Raw genomic sequence first — 18000 nt, 5'->3', positions numbered from 1 at the left:
AATGGGTGTCGCTATGGATAGCTTCAGCAGTCTTGCTGCCTTCGTTCACGCTGCCGAGCAACGCAGCTATGTGGCGGCGGCTCGCGTCGCCGGCCTTTCGCCATCGGCCATCGGCAAGGCCATTGCACGCCTCGAAGCCAGGCTTGGCGTCAGGCTGTTCAACAGGACAACGCGCAACATCAGCCTGACAGAGGAAGGTTCAGCGTTCTACGAGCGCTGCAAGCGTATCATCGATGACCTCGAAGATGCGGAGACTAGCCTTATAGAAAGCCGGAAGCGCCCAAAAGGGCGCCTGCGCATCAGTGTCCCGCACATCGTCGGTCATCACCTCTTGATGCCCCTGCTGCCGGCCTTCGTCGCACGGTATCCCGAGATCGAGCTGGATATCGACTTTGAAGACCACGTCACCGACCTGGTGAGTGAAGGGGTGGATGTCGCTGTTCGTAGCGGCGAACTTGCCGATACCCGCTTGATTGCCCGACATCTCGGGGAGCAGCATTTTGTTGTTTGCGGAAGCCCTGCCTATTTCGATCGCCACATTCTTCCGACGACGCCGGCCGACCTTGCTTTACATGCGTGCATCCATTTTAAATATCCCACAAGCGGCCGGCTGGCGCCCTGGGCCTTTGCTCCTTCAAGCGAAAAGCTGATCTTGCCCAGGAGCCTGATCTTTAACAATACAGACGCGAGCTTACGGGCGGCGTTGGACGGCTTGGGGATCGCTCACCTGCCCATCTATGTCGCGGCGGCTCACATCCGCGCAAGATTGCTTGTTCCCGTGCTCACCTCACATATGGTCCCGTTTGGCTCTTTGTCGCTCGTCTGGCCGTCCAATCGCCAACTGTCCCCAAAGGTCCGGGCATTTGTGGACTTCGTGGCCGAGCATCTCGCAGCACGACCGAATGCTTTCGAAGCAGCGGCGGAGCTGAAGCGAAACTCCTAAGGTCAGCGATAAGCTATCCATAATTAGACGTCGGGAACGATTCTGTCGCGAACTTGCTCTCGAAAACTCGATTTGAGCCACCGACTTTCGCGGCAGAAGCCATCCGCATTTTTGTCGCTGATCAGCCTTGCGATCTCACTTTGAAAACAGACCTCAATCTTCCTTGAGTTCGCCCTCAAACGTCGAACTGATAGCTTTTCGGAATATAGCGAAAACCTTCCGGCTGCTTCTCCACGAAGCCGACGGCGGGGAAAGGCATGTGGAAGCCGAGGAAGGGGATGCGGTCGGCGGCGATCATGTCGAAGATGCGGCGGCGTGTCTTTGCCGCCTGCGGCTTGTCCAGATCAAAACGCACGTCCCAGTCCGGGCGGCCGAGCGACAGGACATAGTGGTTGGCGGTGTCGCCGGTCATGACGAGCTGCCTGCCGTCGGATTCCAGATGGAAAACGAGATGGCCGGGCGTGTGGCCGGGCGCCAGCATGGCGGTCATGCCGCTGACGATCTGGTCGCCATCCCTAAGGAAGGTCATCTTCTCGGCGAAGGGCACGACATTGGCAAGCACAGCCTTATGCCCGCCTTCCGCCGGCGTTCCCTCGCGCGCCTTGTCGGTCCAGAACCCATACTCGATCTCGCCGGCAACGTAGCGAGCGTTTGGAAAGGCCGGGCCATCCTCCTCCATCAATCCGTTGATATGATCGCCGTGCAGATGCGTCAGCGCAACGACGGTAACCTGTTCCGGCCTGTAGCCGACGGCCTTCAGCCCCTCGCGAAAGCGACCGAGGCCACGCGCGCGTCCAGCCGCACCAAAGCCGGTATCGACGACGATCACGTCGGAGCCGGTATCGATGATGGCGGGCGCATAGCTGTTCACAAGCTTTTCCGTCGGCAGGAAATTCTGCTCCAGCAGCTTGCGAACCGTATCGGGCGTCTGGTTTGTGCCGAAAGTCTCCCAGGGATTGTCCATGATGCTGGCGCCGTCCTTGACGACAGTGATGGTACAGGATCCCAATTTGAACTGATGCGTGTCTGGGGGCGGGACGGCAGTCATGATTTTCACTCCTTCTGCTGATGCGCGGCGTAAGCCACGCCTATCGCCGCCGCCGGCAGCAACGGTTCGGGAGATCATTCTGTCCGGCCAAAATTTTCGTCATGACAAGACAATCCAATTCCGCTAATACACCGACGACGTTTTATGCGTTTAGCATTTACATGCTCTCAGCATATGTCAAATCCTGCGTTCCGCGGCATGCGACGGCGGCTATCACGAAGACGTGACCCCAAGCATTCATGGAGCAATATCCGGGATTGGCAGCAGCCTCGCATAGGACTACAGAGCGGCTGATCGCACTACAGCACCGCGCGTCGCATGTGAGGCGCCAGGCGCTGTAGCACCTTCAATCTGCTGCATAATTCCTTAAATCGATTCCGATTTTAAGGAATTATGCAGTGGGCGACAGCCTTCCCGAAGACAGACCCATCAAGGCAGATGCCTATGAATCGCATCGTTCCATTGATCCTCGCCGTCGCACTCTTCATGGAACAGATGGATTCCACCGTCATCGCGACAGCGCTGCCGGCCATCGCCAACGATCTCCATGTCGGGCCGATCACGCTGAAGCTGGCGCTGACCTCCTACATGGTGTCGCTCGCCGTGTTCATCCCGATCAGCGGCTGGATGGCGGATCGCTTCGGCGCGAAAAACATCTTCCGCATCGCAATCTGCGTCTTTGTCATCGGTTCCATCATGTGCGCCTTTTCGGGCGGCCTGCTCGAATTCGTCTTCGCCCGCTTCCTGCAGGGCGTCGGCGGGTCGATGATGACGCCGGTCGGGCGCCTCGTGCTGGTGCGCACCACGCAGAAAAGCGACCTGGTTTCCGCCATGGCACTGCTTTCGATTCCCGCGCTCGTCGGCCCGCTTGCCGGCCCGCCGCTTGGCGGCTTCATCACCACCTATGCCTCCTGGCACTGGATCTTCCTGATCAACGTGCCCGTCGGCGTCCTCGGCGTGATCTTGGCTTCAATCTTCCTGCCTGAGGTGAAAGCGACCAAGCCGCCGAAGCTCGATGTCATCGGCTTCCTTTTGACATCCTTCGCCGCATCCGGCGTCGTCTTCGGCATGTCCGTCATCAGCCTGCCGGCGCTGCCGCCTTATATCGGCATCTCCGCCATCGTCATCGGCTTTGTCTGCGGCGTTCTTTATGTCGGCCATGCCCGCCGCCACCCGGCACCGATCCTCGACCTGTCGCTGCTGAAGAATATCACCTTCCGCGCCTCGGTCACCGGCGGCACGCTGTTTCGCATCTGCATCGGCGCCATGCCCTTCCTGACACCCTTGATGCTGCAGCTCGGCTTCGGCCTCAATCCATTCCAATCCGGCCTAATCACTTTTGCCGGCGCGATCGGCGCGATTTCGACGAAGTTCATCGCACGCCGGGTCTTTACCGCTGTCGGCTTCAAGACGGCGCTGCTTTCGGCCGCTGCGATCACGACTATCACCACGATCTGCACCGGCTTTTTCCAGCCCTGGACGTCGCACCTCATCATCATCGGCATCTTGCTGATCGGCGGCTTCTCGCGCTCGTTCTTCTTCACCGGCGTCAATGCGCTTGCCTTTGCCGATATCAGCGACAGGCAGGCGAGCCAGGCAACATCGATGAGCTCCGTCATGCAGCAGATCAGCCTGGCGCTTGGCGTCGCCGTCGCCGCCATGATCCTGGAGGCCTCCACCTTCTTCAGCGGCACGCAACTGCAGGTGCGCGATTTCCATATCGCCTTCTTCTGCATCTCGGTGCTGACCGTGCTTGCAACCATCCCCTTCATCCGGATGGATCGCAGCGCCGGCGCCATGGTTTCCGGCCACAAGGCCGGCCTGAAGCGCGTCGCAACGCTGCAGCCGCAGGTGGAACAGACGGCCGCAAAGTGATGATGCGGCCCTTATCGTGCTTCAGCCAAGCGGCAGCGCAGCGAGGGTTTCGTCAGTTTAGCGATTGAGGATAGTCGGATCTAGCGATCGGCGACGGATTCCTCTTCTTCCCTCTCACCTTCCGGCTTGCGTCCCTTGAAGCCTTTCGCTAGCAGGAACATTTCCACCGACTCGGCTCTGGATGCGCCGGGCTTCACATGGATGACCTGACGGAAATTCTGCTTGAGGAAAGTCAGCAGATCGCGCTCCGTGCCGCCCTGGAAGGTCTTGGCAAGGAAATGTCCGCCTTCGGCCAGCACCTCGACGGCGAAATGCGCCGCCACTTCGCAGAGATGCATGGTCCGCAGATGGTCGGTGCGGTGATGGCCCGTCGTCGGCGCCGCCATATCGGATATCACGAGATCCGGCGTGCCGCCGACGGCATCGATCAGCCTTTGCGGCGCCGTCGAATCAAGGAAATCGAGCTGCAGGATGCTGACGCCGGGGATCGGCGCCATCTCAAGAAAATCAATGGCGGCGACGCGGATATCCTCTTCGGTCGATGCGGTCACCTTGGCCGCGATCTGCGACCAGCTGCCGGGTGCCGCACCCAGGTCGATGATGCGGCGCGCACCTTTCAGGATCTGATGCTTCTCGTCGATCTCCAGCAGCTTGAAAGCGGCGCGGGCGCGATAGCCTTCAAGCTGGGCGCGCTGCACATAGGGATCGTTGATATGGCGCTGCAGCCATTGCCGCGAGGAGGCCTTCAGTTTCTTCTTCTTGACGCGCTGGCCGAGCTTGCGGCCCGTCCGGTTGCCGGCGATAGTTGGCTTGGTCACGTCTGCGGCCCCTTCATATCCCTCGGTCGATGACCTCGGCGCGAGCGGCCTCGCCGCCACACGCCGTCGTCTGCCATCATGTCGGTCAGCAGTCCCTCGCGCAGGCCGCGGTCGGCAACGCGCATGCGCGGGCTCGGCCAGCGGCGGCGGATCGCCTCCAGAATGGCACAGCCGGCGAGGACCAGATCGGCGCGATCCGGCCCGATGCAGGGATTGGCGGCGCGGCCGGCAAAATCCCAGGACAAGAGCTTCGCCTGCATCGCGCTCACTTCGTCATCCGAAAGCCAGACGCCGTCGACCCGGCGACGATCGTAGCGCGGCAGATCGAGATGAACGCCGGCAAGCGTCGTCACCGTGCCGGAAGTCCCGATCAGATGGAAGTCGCCGCTGTCGCGTGCGGCACCCTGCACCGGCGGACAATCGAAACGCTCGAGCATACGCTGGACTTCGCACACCATCGTCTCGAACAGCTCCGGCGTCACGTCGCGTCCACCATGTCGCTCGGAGAGCGTCACGACGCCGACGGGCAGCGAAGTCCAATGAGTGATGTGATTGGCAAGCCGGCTGGAGCGATTCTCGCCGATGCGGATGACGGCAATCTCGGAAGAGCCGCCGCCGATATCGAACAGCACGACGGAGCGCGCCTCGGGTCCCACAAGCGACGAGCAGCCCGAGACGGCAAGCCGCGCCTCGGTCTCGCGGTCGATGATTTCGAGCTGCAATCCGGTCTCTTCGGTCACGCGCGCAAGGAATGCCTCGCCATTGTCAGCAGCGCGGCAGGCTTCGGTCGCGATCAACCTCATGCGGCGGATTTCGCGGGCCTTCAGCTTGGCCGCGCAGATGCGCAGCGCCTCCACAGCCCGATCCATGGCATCGCTCGAAAGGCGTCCGCTGGCGCCGAGCCCTTCCCCGAGGCGCACGATTCGGGAGAACGCGTCGACCACCCGGAACTGCCCCGGACGGGTCGGCTGCGCGATCAGCAGGCGGCAATTGTTGGTGCCGAGATCGAGGGCGGCATAGAGATCGAGCGGCCGGGAATCAGCCTCGGTAAAATGATGCTGCCCCTGGCCTTCGCGCCGCGGCGGCGATTGCCGGCTCTGGCGATGATCGTCATGGGCCGGAGCGTGGGCGTTTGCCGGCATGTTCGCGGGAGCGACGATCTGCGCCGTCTTCTCATGCGCCAATGGCCGGCCCTGCAGGCCGCGCTTGCTGCGGTGCTTGCGGCGATTCTTGCCGCTCTTGTGCGATGAGGGATGGCCGTGATCCGCTGCCGCACGGTGTTCCGGCGCGGATGAAAACTGCTGTTGTGTTTGGGAAGCGGATTGCGCGCCACCATGGGCTGCGCCGCGCGCACGGCGCCGACGCTTGCGTTTTCTGGCCGGCGAGCCGGCGTCATCCTCTGCTGGGCGTTGCGCCGCCTGGCTGGACTTGCCTGCCTGGCTGGCTTTCGCAGAATGAGCGTTCGGGCGGCCATGGCTGCGCTTACGCTTCGCACGCCGGGAGGATTTACCCTTCCTGCGCTCTGCTACCGACGCCCCGTCTGCCTGCGGCGCTAGGCCGCTGTCGGGGTCACTCACGTATCTTTTCCACCGCGCCGCGCAAGGCCCTAGGGCATGCTGCAGGCGCTCGTTCGATTTTCGTTGGGCAGAGAATACCAGCAGGATGGGTTTTCGCCAAATTCTTTTTGAATCGCGCCAATTTAGCCGCGCGCGGAACAGCTCTCAGGCGACCAGGTGTGCCCGGACATCAGCCGCAAGTTGCTGCATGCGATCGATCGGCGCATGGCCGATCAGCATGAAGGCATGGCTGGGGCTCGACCAGTAGACGACATTCATGCCCTTGCGATTTTCCATGTCCGGCGCGGCCGCACCCCTGGCGGATTGGACGATGCAAAGCGCCATGGGGCCGCTTTCCGGATCGAGATAGGCGATTTGGGCCAGCGGCTTGCTGTCGTAATTCAGGATTTGGGCGCGCTTGAATTCGACGCCCGGCATCGCCACGGCTTCCGGCGCCAAAGACAAGCCCAGCTTGGCACCGACCTCATTCAATTGCGCGACCTGTTGCATACGGTCGCCGGCCGGGGCGCTGAGCGTATCCGCCGTATAGAGCGAAAGATATTCCGCGACCACGGCACGCCACTCGGTCTCTTCATCCGGCTTCGAAAGCCGATGGCCAAGGCCGATCACGGCGCGGTCGACGGCAATGGCGGCGACGAAGCTCGCGGCAACCGCGGCCAGGAAACCACGGCGACCGATGCCGGAAGCCCGCGCCTTGCTCTCCTTTGCTGGAGGAATAGCCGCAAGCATGGCCTCCAGCTTCGCAGCCGGTGCCTCGGCAAGCATTGGCTCGAACGCTGCCCTGAAGGGCAGCGTGCTGCGGGACAGGAAGTCGAAACGCTCGGCAACACGCTCGTCGTCGGCGATCAATCGTTCGATCCGCTCGCGCTCGGCGGCATCCAGCTCGCCATCGATGAAGGCGGTGAGCTGCTCGTCCGAGGGCATCTGTCCTTTATCCAATTCACTCATTTCCATTCCCCAGTCGCCCACCTCCGGAAGATTTTCCGTCAGCCACCATCCCCATGCCATCAGCGAGTTTTGCCCGCGCCGCCGCCAGCCGGCTCATGACCGTTCCGATCGGCACCTCCAGAATCTCGGCCACTTCACGATAGGAAAGCCCCTCGACATAGGCGAGAAATACCGCGGTGCGCTGCGCCTCCGGCAATGCCTGCACGCGCTGCAATACCTGCCCAGCCAAAATATGCGTTTCGGTTTCCTGCGCGCCGTCGAAAACCAACGTTTCGTCGGCATCGACGAAGCCTTGCCCCATTCGCACACGGCGCGAGCGGACCTCGTTCAGCCATATCGAATGGAGGATGGCGAACAGCCAGCGATCGAGCCGTGTGCCCGATGTGAACTGAGCGGCCCGCTCCAGAGCCCTGACGCAGGTCGCCTGAACGAGATCGTCGGCCACGTCCCGCTGACGCGACAGCACTACGCCATAGCGCCATAGCCGCGTCAAATGCTGGGACAGGCCCGTCCTGATATCCTCTTCGCTCGCTATGACATCCTCCGCCGCATTCGCATGTCCGGAAGCCGCCGACCTTTTCGGCGGCCTCGCAACTGTCGGACTATAAGCAGAAATTGCGCTACGAGCGACCGGCATCACTCCCATATTTCTCGCAAAGCTCCCTGCTTACCGTCTTCATCGTTGACCCAGGCCCGCCGTTACAGGCTGGACGGATTCAGGATCGCGGCATGAAGATCGCGATATTCCTCGCAGCTCGTATTGCCGCAGAGCGTCTTGATCGTGCTCAGTTGGTCCTTGGCGAGATCCATCTGGCCCTTGATGACGTAGGCTTCACCGAGATACTCGCGAACCAGCGTGTACTTCGGGTCCATGGCGACGGACTTCTGGTAGTAGGAAATGCCCTCGTCCGTGCGTCCGAGCTTACGGGTGGCATAGCCGCGATAGTTCAGCGCCTCGGCCGTATTCGGGTTCTTCATCGTGTCCAGAACCGCCAGGGCTTCTTCGTAGCGATGATCCTTCTTGGCCAGCGAATAGGCATAGTCGGCGCGGTTTTCATCGGTGACGTTGGCGCTCTGCTGCTTGACGCATTTCTTCGCCTTCTGATCGTAGATCTCACCCTTCTTGCAGGTCGGCGTCGTGCTGGAATCGTCGCCGGCCGCAAAAACCGGAACGGCGAAAGCGCCGAGGGTCAGGCCTGCACCGAGGGCGATGGAAGCCAGGCGAAATGCTTTGGTCGTCATGAACTGTCTCCTTGGCAAAATGAACGTTGCGAGGAGAGAACACACCGTCCGGACATTTTATTCGGAGGGCGCGCGAATTTTTTTCTGATCATCCCTGGGGCCGAGCGCCGTCACTCTTTCGTGACTGTTCCGGCATCGAATAGACCGTCGCCATTGCGTGTTTCCACCACATGCCCCTCAAGGGCACAGGAGAAACCCGTGACCGATAGCATCAAACTTCTAAGCCTCGCCGTAGCAACACCCGACAACATCATCCCTCAAACGGAAGCCGCCGAGACGGCGAGCCGTCTGTTCTCGGATCGCTTTCAGGATTTCAAATATCTCGCCCGCGTGTTTGAGAGCACCGGCATTCGCCAGCGCCATCTGGCGCGGCCGCTTTCCTGGTTCGAACAGCCGCATGGCTGGCAGGACCGCATGGCCGCCTATGCGGAGGTGGCCTCCGAACTTTTCCGCCGGACAGCGACTGCGGCGCTGCAACGCGCCGGCCTTGAAGCCAGGGAGGTCGACTGCGTCGTCACGGCCTCGTCCACCGGGCTTGCAACGCCGAGCCTTGAGGCTCGGCTCGCCGGCGAGATGGGCTTCCGCGGCGATATCGAACGCGTGCCGATCTTCGGGCTCGGTTGCGCAGCCGGCGTATCCGGCCTTGCCGTCGCGACGAAGATGGCAAGAAGTCGGCCGGGCGCCGTCGTGCTCTTCATCGCGATCGAACTCTGCTCGCTCGCCTTCCGCCTGGACGAGCTGACGCGGCCCAACATCATTGCCACGGCGCTGTTCGGCGATGGAGCGGCGGCCTGCGTGCTGCGGGCCGGCGAAAGCGGCATCGCGGAGATCGAATCGACGGGCGAACATCTCTTTCCCGACAGCCTCGGCATCATGGGCTGGAAGATCGACGATACCGGCTTCGGCATCGTGCTGGAGCAATCGCTGCCGGTCTTTGCCGAAACACATCTGAGGGGTGCGGTTGCCGGCATTCTGGAGCGATCGCGGCTTTTGATCTCGGATATCGACCGCTTCATCTGCCATCCCGGCGGAGCCAAGGTGCTGATAGCGCTCGAAAAGGCGCTCGGCCTCCAAGAGGGATCGCTCGATATCGAGCGCGAGGTGATCGGCGACTATGGCAATATGTCCTCCCCCACCGTGCTCTTCGTGCTGGAGCGCATGATCGCGGCCGGACTTCCGTCCCGCTCGGCATTGCTCGCCATGGGTCCCGGCTTCTCGGCAAGCTGCATCACCTTGAAGAGGGCCGCCTGATGCTGTGGCTATCGATCGCGCTTCTGACCTTCGTGACGCTGCAGCGTCTGGCGGAACTCATCTATGCAAGGCACAATACCGCCGCCCTGCTTGCCCGCGGCGCCAGGGAATATGCCTCGGAACACTATCCCTTCATGGTGGCGCTGCATGCGGCCTGGCTGATCGGGCTTTGGTTGTTCGCCATCGGCCGGCCAATCGATCCCGGCTGGTTCCTGCTCTTCATGCTGTTGCAGGGACTGCGTATCTGGGTGCTGGCGACGTTGAAGGGACGATGGACGACGCGCATCATCATATTGCCGGGCGCCGCTCTCGTGACCAGCGGACCCTATCGCTTCCTCAGCCATCCGAACTATGCGATCGTCATCGGCGAGATCGCAGTACTGCCCCTCGCCTTCGGTTTGCCTGTCTTTGCCGCAATCTTTTCGCTGCTGAACGGCATCATTCTCGCCATCCGCATCCGCGCCGAAAACGCCTGCCTGAAACAGAGTGCGGCCTGACCCGCATTTTTCAATTGCGCCGCTGAAATTTGGCAGGCATTTTCGATGCTTAGATCGCGCGCCGGGCACTGGCATTCACTGCCTTTGAAGGTCGCGCGGCAATGCAATAGGCATGCGGATAGCAGGATAAGATGACAAAGGACGCAATCGTTCTCGGTGCGGGCATCGTCGGTGTTTCGACGGCAATCCATCTGCAGCGGCGGGGACGGCAAGTCGTCCTCGTCGACCGCCAGCCGCCGGGCCAGGGAACATCCTTCGGCAATGCCGGCCTCATCCAGCGCGAGGGCGTGGTGCCCTACGGCTTTCCGCAGCAATTCGGCCTGCTGCTGCGCTATGCTTTCAACAATCGCATCGACGCCCATTATCATCTGCGCGCCCTGCCGGCGCAGATCGCCTTCCTCGCCCGCTATTGGTGGAATTCCAATACGAAACGCCATGAGATGATTTCGCGCGCCTACGCGCCGCTGATCGAACATTCCGTCAGCGAGCATAACGATCTCATCGAAGCCTCGCATGCAGAGGAGCTCATTCGCAAGAACGGCTGGGTGGAACTGTTCCGTTCGAACGAGAAGCGTGACGCGGAATTTGCCGAGGCCGAGCGCCTAAACCGCGAATTCGGGATCGGCTACGACGCTTTGAGCGGTCCGGAGGTCGCAGCAGCGGAGCCGCATCTGAGGGGCAGCTTTGCCGGCGCCCTGCGCTGGCGCGATCCCTGGTCAGTGCTCGACCCGCACGGGCTGACAGCAGCCTATCGGCGATATTTCGAAAGCATTGGCGGCCGCGTGACGACCGGGGATGCCGTCTCGCTCGGAATGGCCGGCTCAGGCTGGCGAATGGTGACGGCGGAAGGATCGATCGAGGCGGAGGATGTCGTCGTCGCACTCGGCCCGTGGGCCGATATCGTGACGAAACGCTTCGGCTATGCCTTCCCGCTCGGCGTCAAGCGCGGCTACCACATGCATTACGCCACCGAGGGCAACGCCGTCCTCAACAACTGGACACTCGATGCCGAGCGCGGCTATCTGCTGGCGCCGATGAGCCGCGGCATCCGGTTGACAACCGGTGCCGAATTCGCCCTGCGCGATGCACCCAAGACACCGGTCCAGCTCGATCGCGCCGAGGCCGTCGCGCGTGCCACCTTCCCGCTTGGCGAACGACTGGACCCGGAACCCTGGATGGGCGCCCGCCCCTGTACGCCCGACATGATGCCGATTATCGGCAAGGCCCCGCGCCACAATGGTCTGTGGTTCGCCTTCGGCCACGCGCATCACGGACTAACGCTCGGGCCGGTGACGGGCCGCGTGCTCGCCGAACTCATCACCGGCGAGAAGCCCTTCATCGATATTTCCGCCTATGCGCCGGACCGATTTGCCCCTTGAGCCTTTGGCTTAGAGGATTGTCCGGAGGCTTTTGACGGAAGCTTCGACAATGCCTTCGATCGTATCGTCGATATCGACAGTCACGACACCGGCTTCGCCGGTCGGCACTTCCAGCGTCTGCAGCTGGCTTTCGAGCAATGACGTCGGCATGAAATGCCCCTTGCGCTCGCCCATGCGCTTCGTCAGCAGCTCCTTCGAGCCTGCGAGATAGATGAAATAGAGATGGCCGCCGGCAGACGCCCGCAGGCGTTCGCGATAGACGCGCTTCAGCGCCGAGCAGGTAACGACAACGCCTTCGCCTTTCGCAAGGCTTGCCGATATTTCCTGGCCGATCTTTTCCAGCCAGGGCCAGCGATCCTCATCGGTCAGCGGAATGCCCTTGCTCATCTTCTCGACATTGGCGGCCGGATGCAGCGCATCGCCTTCGATGAAATGGATGCCAAGCTTGGCCGCGACACCCTCGCCGATCGAGGATTTGCCGCTGCCGCTGACACCCATGACGATGATGGCAAGGGGAATGTCTTGATTATCGCGCATAAGGCCTGTCCGGAATGATTGACTTGAACCGGGCACGACCGGTCTCGCCAGCCGTGCCCGACTCACAACTTGGATCAATCCAGCGGAAAGAAACAGGAAAATTTATGCGTTCCCTCGCCCGCCAGTTCCGGTTCGACCTGCCGGCATTTGTCCTGGGCACGCCAGCAACGCGGGTTGAAGTGGCATCCCTTCGGCGGATTGAGCGGCGACGGCAGCTCGCCCTGCAGGCGGATGCGGTTCTTCTCGCGCTCCGGATCGGCGATCGGCGTCGCCGACAGAAGGGCTGCGGTGTAGGGATGGCGCGGCCTGTTGAAGACTTCTTCCGCCGTGCCGGTTTCGACCGGGCGGCCGAGATACATCACCATCACGTCGTCGGCGATATGGCGCACGACGGAGAGGCCATGCGAGATGAAGAGATAGGCAAGCCCCATCTCCTTCTGCAGGTCCATCAAAAGGTTCAGAACCTGCGCCTGGATCGACAGATCGAGCGCTGAGACCGGTTCGTCGAGCACAAGCACCTTCGGCCGCAGCATGAGGGCGCGTGCAATGGCGATACGCTGGCGCTGGCCGCCGGAGAACATATGCGGGTAGCGATCGTAGTGCTCGGGCCGAAGGCCGACGCGCGCCATCATTTCCTCCGCCTTGCGGCGGCGGGTGGCGGCATCGTCGTCGGTGTTGATCTTCAGTGGCTCCTCCAGGATGGAGCCGACCTTCTGGCGCGGATTGAGCGAGCCATAAGGGTTCTGGAATACGATCTGCACGGCACTGCGCAGGCTACGGTCGCCGAGCTTGGCGGGCTTGCCGTCGATCAGCAGCTCACCAGCCGTCGGATTTTCGATCATCGTCACCAGCCGGGCAAGCGTCGACTTGCCGCAGCCGGATTCGCCCACGACCGCAAGCGTGCGCCCCGACTGCAGGCTGAAGCTGACGCCGTTCAATGCCTTGACGGTCGCCTCCGGTTTGAAGCTGCCGCGCTTGACGGTGTAGAACCGGGCGAGATCGCGCCCTTCGAGAACAGCGCCGGTCATGCGGCACCTCCTGCTTTTTGCGTGGGGGCAATGCCGGGATGGCCGAGCGGCTTGCCATGTTCCAGCGGATAGTTGCAAAGGGTCAGGCCGAGTTCGGCGCCCTGACGCTTGACGCCCTTGTCGCATTCCGGCGTTGCGAAGGAGCAACGGGGCGCAAAGAGACAGCCTCTGGGACGATCATGCTGGCCAGGAACCACACCGGCAATCGACGGCAGGCGCTCGCCGACTTCGGCACGCTCCGGCAGAGCCGATAGAAGGGCTGCCGTATAGGGATGATGCGGATCGCGGAACAGCTCCTTGACGGGCTGCTCCTCGACCTTTTGGCCGGCATACTGCACCTGCACGCGCTCTGCCGTTTCGGCAACGACGCCCATGTCATGGGTGATGAGCACGAGCGCCATGCCCTGCTCCCGCTGCAGGCGCACGAGCAGATCGAGGATCTGCGCCTGGATCGTCACGTCAAGCGCGGTCGTGGGCTCATCGGCGATCAAAAGCTTCGGATTGCAGGCAAGCGCCATGGCGATCATGACGCGCTGGCTCATGCCGCCGGACATCTGATGCGGGAAGTTCGACAGCCGATCCTCGGGCGCGGGAATGCCGACCAGATTCAGAAGCTCGATCGCGCGCTCGCGACGCGCCTTGCGGTCGAGCCCCATGTGGATGCGCAAGGTCTCGCCGAGTTGGAAGCCGACCGTGAAGCACGGATTGAGGCTCGACATGGGCTCCTGGAAGATCATCGCCATGTCCTTGCCGATGATCTTGCGGCGCTGGCGCGAGGAGATGCCGCGCAGATCCTTGCCATCGAACATCATGCGGTCGGCGGTGATCTTCGCCGTCCAGGGCAGAAGCCCCATCATGGCGAGCATGGAGACCGACTTCCCGGAACCGGATTCACCGACGATCGACAGGATTTCTCCCTTGTCGCAGGTGAGCGAAACGCCATCGACCGCCCGGAACAGGCCCGACGATGTCTGGAATTCAACGGAGAGGTTTTCAATATCGAGGAGTGCCATTACGACCTCTTCAGCTTCGGGTCGAACGCATCGCGCAGGCCGTCGCCCATCAGATTGATGGCGAGCACCGTGATCAGGATGCAGAGACCGGGGAAAGTAACGAGCCAAGGGTTGCTCTGGAAGAATTCACGCGAATCCGCGAGCATCGTGCCCCATTCCGGCGTCGGCGGCTGCGCGCCCTGGCCTAGGAAGCCGAGGGCTGCGGCATCGAGAATGGCGGCCGAGAAGGCGAGCGTCGCCTGCACGATCAGGGGACCAAGGCAATTCGGCAGGATCGTCTTGAACATCAGCCGCAGCGGACCGGCGCCGGCAACACGTGAAGCGATGACATATTCCTTGTCGCGCTCGGACATGACGGATGCCCGCGTGAGACGAACGAAATGTGGCTGGTTGACGATGGAGATCGCAATCATCGCATTGGTCAGGCCTGGGCCGAGGATTGCCACCAGCACCAGGGCAAGCAGCAATGACGGGATGGCAAGAATGATGTCCATGATACGCATGATGATCGTATCGGTGCGGCCACGAACATAGCCGGCGACAAGGCCGATCAGGATGCCGGCGATGGCCGAAAGTGAAGCGACGACCAAGCCGATGAACAGCGAGAACCGCGTGCCGTAGATGAGGCGCGACAGAAGATCGCGACCATTGGCATCGGTGCCGAGCAGGAAGCTGCTGTTGCTGCCTTCCGCCCAGGCTGGCGGCAGGCGCTGCATGTCGCTGCCGTAAGCGGCATCGGGATTGTGAGGCGCCACGAGGCCGGCAAAGATTGCCAGAAACAGGACGAAGAGGAAGATCGCGAGGCCGATGACGGCGCCCTTGTTGCGAGAGAAGTAATACCAGAACTCCGCAAGAGCGGAAGGACGGTCGGATTTGACACTAACCGTTTTGACGCTAACCGTGCTCATGGGGCCGCTCCTAGTGACGAATGCGTGGATTGACGAAGCCGTAGAGCAGGTCGACAGCAAGATTGACGAGCATGACGATGCCGGCGATCAGCAACAGGCCACCCTGCACGACCGGATAGTCGCGCTTGAAGACGGCGTCGATCATCCATTTGCCGATGCCCGGCCAGGAGAAGATGCTTTCCGTGAGGATAGCGCCGCCGAGCAGCACGCCGACCTGCAGGCCGATCGTGGTGACGACGGGGATCATCGCATTGCGCAACGCATGTACTGAAACGACGCGCAGCGGCGACAGACCCTTGGAACGGGCCGTGCGCACATAATCCTCGCCCAGCACCTCCAGCATGGCGGAGCGCGTCTGGCGCGCGATGACGGCGAGCGGAATGGTGCCGAGCACGATGGTCGGCAGGATCAGCGAATTCAAAGCGGACCAGAAGGCGCCCTTCTGACCGGACAGAAGGCTGTCGATCAGCATGAAGCCGGTAATCGGCTTGAAGAAATAGATGAGGCCGATGCGGCCGGAAACCGGTGTCCAATGCAGATAGCCGTTGAAGACGATGATCAGCAGCAGGCCCCACCAGAAGATCGGCATGGAATAGCCGACAAGAGCCACGCCCATGACGCTTTGATCGAACCATGTGCCGCGTTTGACGGCGGCGAAGACGCCGGCCGGAATGCCAAGACAGATCGCGAGGATCATGGCGCAGATCGACAGTTCGAGCGTTGCCGGGAAGAAGGTCAGGAAGTCGGTCAGTACGTCGCGCTTGGTGGTGATCGAGGTACCGAGGTCGCCATGCAGGGCGTTCCAGATATATCGGCCGTACTGAACGATCATCGGCTGGTCGTAGCCGAGATCGTGGGATATCTGCGCATGGCGTTCCGGCGACATAACGCGTTCGCCCGACAGCAGCATGACAGGATCGCCGGGAAGCAGGCGGATGAAGGAGAAGGCGACGATCGATACGCCGAGGAATGTCGGGATCAGCACCGCTAGCCGGCTGAGAAGAAATCGCAACATGGCAGATGTCCAAATTTTTCCGGCGGTCAGACAGGGTGTCTGACCGCCGGGTCGCCCGGTCTTAGCCGGGCATTCTCACAGATTTTTCGTTATTCGGCGATATCGACGCCGTCGAAGCGATGAACGCCGACCGGATCCTGGAAGTAGCCGGAGACATTCTTCGTCATCGGGATGAACTCTTCCGAATGGTCGATGGTCATCCAGGGAGCTTCGCGCTTGAAGACGACCTGAGCCTGTTCGTAGAGCTTGGTGCGCTCCTTCACGTCGGCGGTCTGCTTGGCCTTCTTCACGAGATCGTCGAATTCCTTGTTGCACCACTGCGCGCGGTTGTTGCCGCCGACAGCATCGCAGCCGAGCAGCGTGTCAAGGAAGTTGTCCGGATCGCCATTGTCACCGGTCCAGCCGAGGATGGCCGCGCCATCGCGGTCCTTGGCGGAGGAGAGCTTCAGGTACTGAGCCCAGTCATAGGTGACGATCTCGACCTTGACGCCGATCTTGGCGAGGTCTGCCTGCATGAGTTCGGCGGCACGGCGCGCGTTCAGCATGTACGGACGCGAAACCGGCATTGCCCAGATCTTCATGCTGAGATCCTTGACGCCAGCCTTTTCAAGCAGCTTCTTGGCTTCTTCCGGATTGTAGGCGTCGTCCTTCACGTCCTTGTTGTAGGACCACATGGTCGGCGGGATCGGGTTGGTCGCAACCTTGCCGGAGCCCTGGAAGACGGCGTCGACGATGGCCTGCTTGTTGACGGCCATGTTGATCGCCTTGCGAACTTCGACCTTGTCGAACGGCGCAACGAGCGTGTTGTAGGCGAGGTAGGAAACGTTCAGGCCGGCCTGTTCGAGAACCTTGAGGTTCTTGTGAGCCTTCAGGTCCTTGATGTCGGCTGCGTTCGGGTAAGGCATGAGGTTACATTCGCCGGACTTCAGCTTCTGCGCGCGGACGGATGCATCCGGCGTGATCGCGAAGACGAGATCGTCGATCTTTTCCTTGCCCTTGAAGTAGGTCTCGTTTGCCTTGTAGCGGATGACGGCATCCGGCTGGTAGGCGACGAAGGTGAACGCGCCGGTGCCGAGCGGCTGCTGGTTCATCTGCTCCATCTTCTTGTCGGCCTGCAGCTTGTCTGCATATTCCTTCGACAGGATCGAGGCGAAGTCCATGGCGAGGTCGGCAAGGAACGGCGCTTCCGGACGGTTCAGGACGAACTTGACGGTGAGGTCATCGACCTTGTCGATCGACTTGATGAGCTTCGGGAAGCCCATGCCGTCGGCATATTCATAGGAACCGCCGGCAACATACTTGGCCCACGGATTGTCCGTACCGAGCTGACGGCCGATCGAGAAAATGACGTCGTCGGCATTGAGATCACGCGTCGGGGTGAAGAAATCGGTCGTCTGGAACTTCACGCCCTTGCGAAGCTTGAAGGTGTATTCCTTGCCGTCGGGGGAAACGGTCCAGCTTTCGGCGAGGCCGGGTTCGATCTCGGTGCTGCCGTGCTTGAATTCGACGAGACGGCTATAAACCGCACGCGAGGAAGCATCAAATGTGGTGCCGGCGGTATAGATGCCGGGATCGAAACCTTCCGGCGAACCTTCCGAGCAATAGACAAGCGTTTTCGACCAGGCGGACGTCGCCATGACAGAAGTCAAGGCTGTCACTGCCAGCAGGACAGAAATCTTTTTCATGATATCGTTTCCCAGGTTTGTTATTCTTCTGAAGCCGTGGACACCACCAGAGGTTCCCATCCGGATCGCGCCGATGGAACTTTATTTTAAGTTTGAAAGCAACAAGCGCCGCCTAAAATTTTTCCAATTTGCAGAGTTTGGAAATTTTTGGACGAAAATGCCTTTGAATTGGTAATATTCTGGCAAAATTTTGCACGGTTTTAGCATATTCAGAATGATTTGATGTTTTCCGTCCG

The 18000-nt window shown here is 61.2% G+C and carries 17 protein-coding genes; 5 read left to right on the top strand and 12 right to left on the bottom strand.

Features of this window, described 5'->3' with window-relative positions; all coding sequences use genetic code 11:
- The first annotated feature begins 13 nt into the window (after nt 1–13).
- Entirely contained in the window at nt 14–943 is a 930-nt protein-coding gene (locus FHT84_RS16850) for a LysR family transcriptional regulator (RefSeq protein ID WP_112344415.1), read from the top strand.
- A gap of 175 nt (nt 944–1118) precedes the next feature.
- On the opposite strand, the gene FHT84_RS16845 is transcribed toward FHT84_RS16850, so the two are convergent.
- Nucleotides 1119–1991: an MBL fold metallo-hydrolase gene (locus tag FHT84_RS16845; RefSeq protein ID WP_112344364.1), complete on the bottom strand. Its 873-nt coding sequence runs from the start codon at nt 1989–1991 to the stop codon at nt 1119–1121.
- Nucleotides 1992–2435: 444 nt separating this feature from the next.
- Between FHT84_RS16845 and FHT84_RS16840 the strand changes: the two genes are divergently transcribed.
- Nucleotides 2436–3866, top strand: a complete 1431-nt coding sequence (locus FHT84_RS16840) for an MFS transporter (protein ID WP_113250974.1) — start codon at nt 2436–2438, stop codon at nt 3864–3866.
- An 80-nt stretch (nt 3867–3946) separates the two neighbouring features.
- On the opposite strand, the gene FHT84_RS16835 is transcribed toward FHT84_RS16840, so the two are convergent.
- From FHT84_RS16835 to FHT84_RS16815, 5 genes are all read right to left on the bottom strand, one after another.
- Nucleotides 3947–4684, bottom strand: a complete 738-nt coding sequence (locus FHT84_RS16835; RefSeq protein WP_112344362.1) for an RlmE family RNA methyltransferase — start codon at nt 4682–4684, stop codon at nt 3947–3949.
- The gene (locus FHT84_RS16830) at nt 4681–6261 is read right to left on the bottom strand and encodes a Ppx/GppA phosphatase family protein (protein ID WP_112344361.1); all 1581 of its coding nucleotides are present in this window, start codon (nt 6259–6261) and stop codon (nt 4681–4683) included. Before FHT84_RS16830 ends, FHT84_RS16835 begins: the two co-directional genes overlap by 4 nt.
- Before the next feature lie 144 nt (nt 6262–6405).
- On the bottom strand, nt 6406–7209 hold the full coding sequence (locus FHT84_RS16825; RefSeq protein WP_245430447.1) for an anti-sigma factor: 804 nt from the start codon (nt 7207–7209) through the stop codon (nt 6406–6408).
- On the bottom strand, nt 7202–7846 hold the full coding sequence (locus tag FHT84_RS16820; protein WP_112344413.1) for an RNA polymerase sigma factor: 645 nt from the start codon (nt 7844–7846) through the stop codon (nt 7202–7204). Before FHT84_RS16820 ends, FHT84_RS16825 begins: the two co-directional genes overlap by 8 nt.
- Before the next feature lie 62 nt (nt 7847–7908).
- The gene (locus FHT84_RS16815; protein WP_112344360.1) at nt 7909–8451 is read right to left on the bottom strand and encodes a tetratricopeptide repeat protein; all 543 of its coding nucleotides are present in this window, start codon (nt 8449–8451) and stop codon (nt 7909–7911) included.
- Between the two features lie 198 nt (nt 8452–8649).
- Between FHT84_RS16815 and FHT84_RS16810 the strand changes: the two genes are divergently transcribed.
- From FHT84_RS16810 to FHT84_RS16800, 3 genes are all read left to right on the top strand, one after another.
- A complete protein-coding gene (locus tag FHT84_RS16810; protein ID WP_112344359.1) occupies nt 8650–9702 on the top strand; it encodes a type III polyketide synthase in 1053 nt (350 codons plus the stop codon).
- On the top strand, nt 9702–10199 hold the full coding sequence (locus FHT84_RS16805; RefSeq protein WP_112344358.1) for an isoprenylcysteine carboxylmethyltransferase family protein: 498 nt from the start codon (nt 9702–9704) through the stop codon (nt 10197–10199). Before FHT84_RS16810 ends, FHT84_RS16805 begins: the two co-directional genes overlap by 1 nt.
- A 131-nt stretch (nt 10200–10330) precedes the next feature.
- The gene (locus FHT84_RS16800; RefSeq protein WP_112344357.1) at nt 10331–11578 is read left to right on the top strand and encodes an FAD-binding oxidoreductase; all 1248 of its coding nucleotides are present in this window, start codon (nt 10331–10333) and stop codon (nt 11576–11578) included.
- A 9-nt stretch (nt 11579–11587) separates the two neighbouring features.
- Here the strand turns inward: FHT84_RS16800 and FHT84_RS16795 are convergent, their stop codons facing one another.
- The 6 genes from FHT84_RS16795 to FHT84_RS16770 form a co-directional block, all read right to left on the bottom strand.
- The gene (locus FHT84_RS16795; protein WP_113250975.1) at nt 11588–12115 is read right to left on the bottom strand and encodes a gluconokinase; all 528 of its coding nucleotides are present in this window, start codon (nt 12113–12115) and stop codon (nt 11588–11590) included.
- 74 nt (nt 12116–12189) lie between these two features.
- Entirely contained in the window at nt 12190–13143 is a 954-nt protein-coding gene (locus FHT84_RS16790) for a peptide ABC transporter ATP-binding protein (RefSeq protein ID WP_112344355.1), read from the bottom strand.
- Nucleotides 13140–14156: an ABC transporter ATP-binding protein gene (locus tag FHT84_RS16785; protein ID WP_112344354.1), complete on the bottom strand. Its 1017-nt coding sequence runs from the start codon at nt 14154–14156 to the stop codon at nt 13140–13142. Before FHT84_RS16785 ends, FHT84_RS16790 begins: the two co-directional genes overlap by 4 nt.
- Nucleotides 14156–15064, bottom strand: a complete 909-nt coding sequence (locus tag FHT84_RS16780) for an ABC transporter permease subunit (protein ID WP_112344353.1) — start codon at nt 15062–15064, stop codon at nt 14156–14158. The genes FHT84_RS16785 and FHT84_RS16780 overlap by 1 nt, the downstream gene beginning before the upstream one ends.
- Before the next feature lie 10 nt (nt 15065–15074).
- Nucleotides 15075–16079, bottom strand: a complete 1005-nt coding sequence (locus tag FHT84_RS16775; RefSeq protein WP_112344352.1) for an ABC transporter permease subunit — start codon at nt 16077–16079, stop codon at nt 15075–15077.
- An 89-nt stretch (nt 16080–16168) separates the two neighbouring features.
- Nucleotides 16169–17764 (bottom strand): ABC transporter substrate-binding protein, encoded by a 1596-nt coding sequence (locus FHT84_RS16770; RefSeq protein ID WP_113250976.1) that lies wholly within the window; start codon nt 17762–17764, stop codon nt 16169–16171.
- Nucleotides 17765–18000: the final 236 nt, after the last annotated feature.

Origin of the sequence: Rhizobium sp. BK289, from assembly GCF_014193575.1 — a bacterium.
In the GTDB taxonomy this organism is placed as follows: domain Bacteria; phylum Pseudomonadota; class Alphaproteobacteria; order Rhizobiales; family Rhizobiaceae; genus Rhizobium; species Rhizobium tropici_C.
The sequence above is the reverse complement of the archived record's forward strand: the minus strand, read 5'-3'. Positions and strand labels throughout refer to the sequence as shown.

Bases quoted from the DNA above. Each gene is read 5' to 3' on its own strand.
- FHT84_RS16825 (WP_245430447.1), bottom strand. From the start codon at position 7,209: ATGAGTGAATTGGATAAAGGACAGATGCCCTCGGACGAGCAGCTCACC.
- FHT84_RS16800 (WP_112344357.1), top strand. From the start codon at position 10,331: ATGACAAAGGACGCAATCGTTCTCGGTGCGGGCATCGTCGGTGTTTCG.
- FHT84_RS16840 (WP_113250974.1), top strand. From the start codon at position 2,436: ATGAATCGCATCGTTCCATTGATCCTCGCCGTCGCACTCTTCATGGAA.
- FHT84_RS16820 (WP_112344413.1), bottom strand. From the start codon at position 7,846: ATGCCGGTCGCTCGTAGCGCAATTTCTGCTTATAGTCCGACAGTTGCG.
- FHT84_RS16770 (WP_113250976.1), bottom strand. From the start codon at position 17,764: ATGAAAAAGATTTCTGTCCTGCTGGCAGTGACAGCCTTGACTTCTGTC.
- FHT84_RS16785 (WP_112344354.1), bottom strand. From the start codon at position 14,156: ATGGCACTCCTCGATATTGAAAACCTCTCCGTTGAATTCCAGACATCG.
- FHT84_RS16790 (WP_112344355.1), bottom strand. From the start codon at position 13,143: ATGACCGGCGCTGTTCTCGAAGGGCGCGATCTCGCCCGGTTCTACACC.
- FHT84_RS16845 (WP_112344364.1), bottom strand. From the start codon at position 1,991: ATGACTGCCGTCCCGCCCCCAGACACGCATCAGTTCAAATTGGGATCC.
- FHT84_RS16775 (WP_112344352.1), bottom strand. From the start codon at position 16,079: ATGTTGCGATTTCTTCTCAGCCGGCTAGCGGTGCTGATCCCGACATTC.
- FHT84_RS16850 (WP_112344415.1), top strand. From the start codon at position 14: ATGGATAGCTTCAGCAGTCTTGCTGCCTTCGTTCACGCTGCCGAGCAA.
- FHT84_RS16805 (WP_112344358.1), top strand. From the start codon at position 9,702: ATGCTGTGGCTATCGATCGCGCTTCTGACCTTCGTGACGCTGCAGCGT.
- FHT84_RS16815 (WP_112344360.1), bottom strand. From the start codon at position 8,451: ATGACGACCAAAGCATTTCGCCTGGCTTCCATCGCCCTCGGTGCAGGC.
- FHT84_RS16795 (WP_113250975.1), bottom strand. From the start codon at position 12,115: ATGCGCGATAATCAAGACATTCCCCTTGCCATCATCGTCATGGGTGTC.
- FHT84_RS16780 (WP_112344353.1), bottom strand. From the start codon at position 15,064: ATGAGCACGGTTAGCGTCAAAACGGTTAGTGTCAAATCCGACCGTCCT.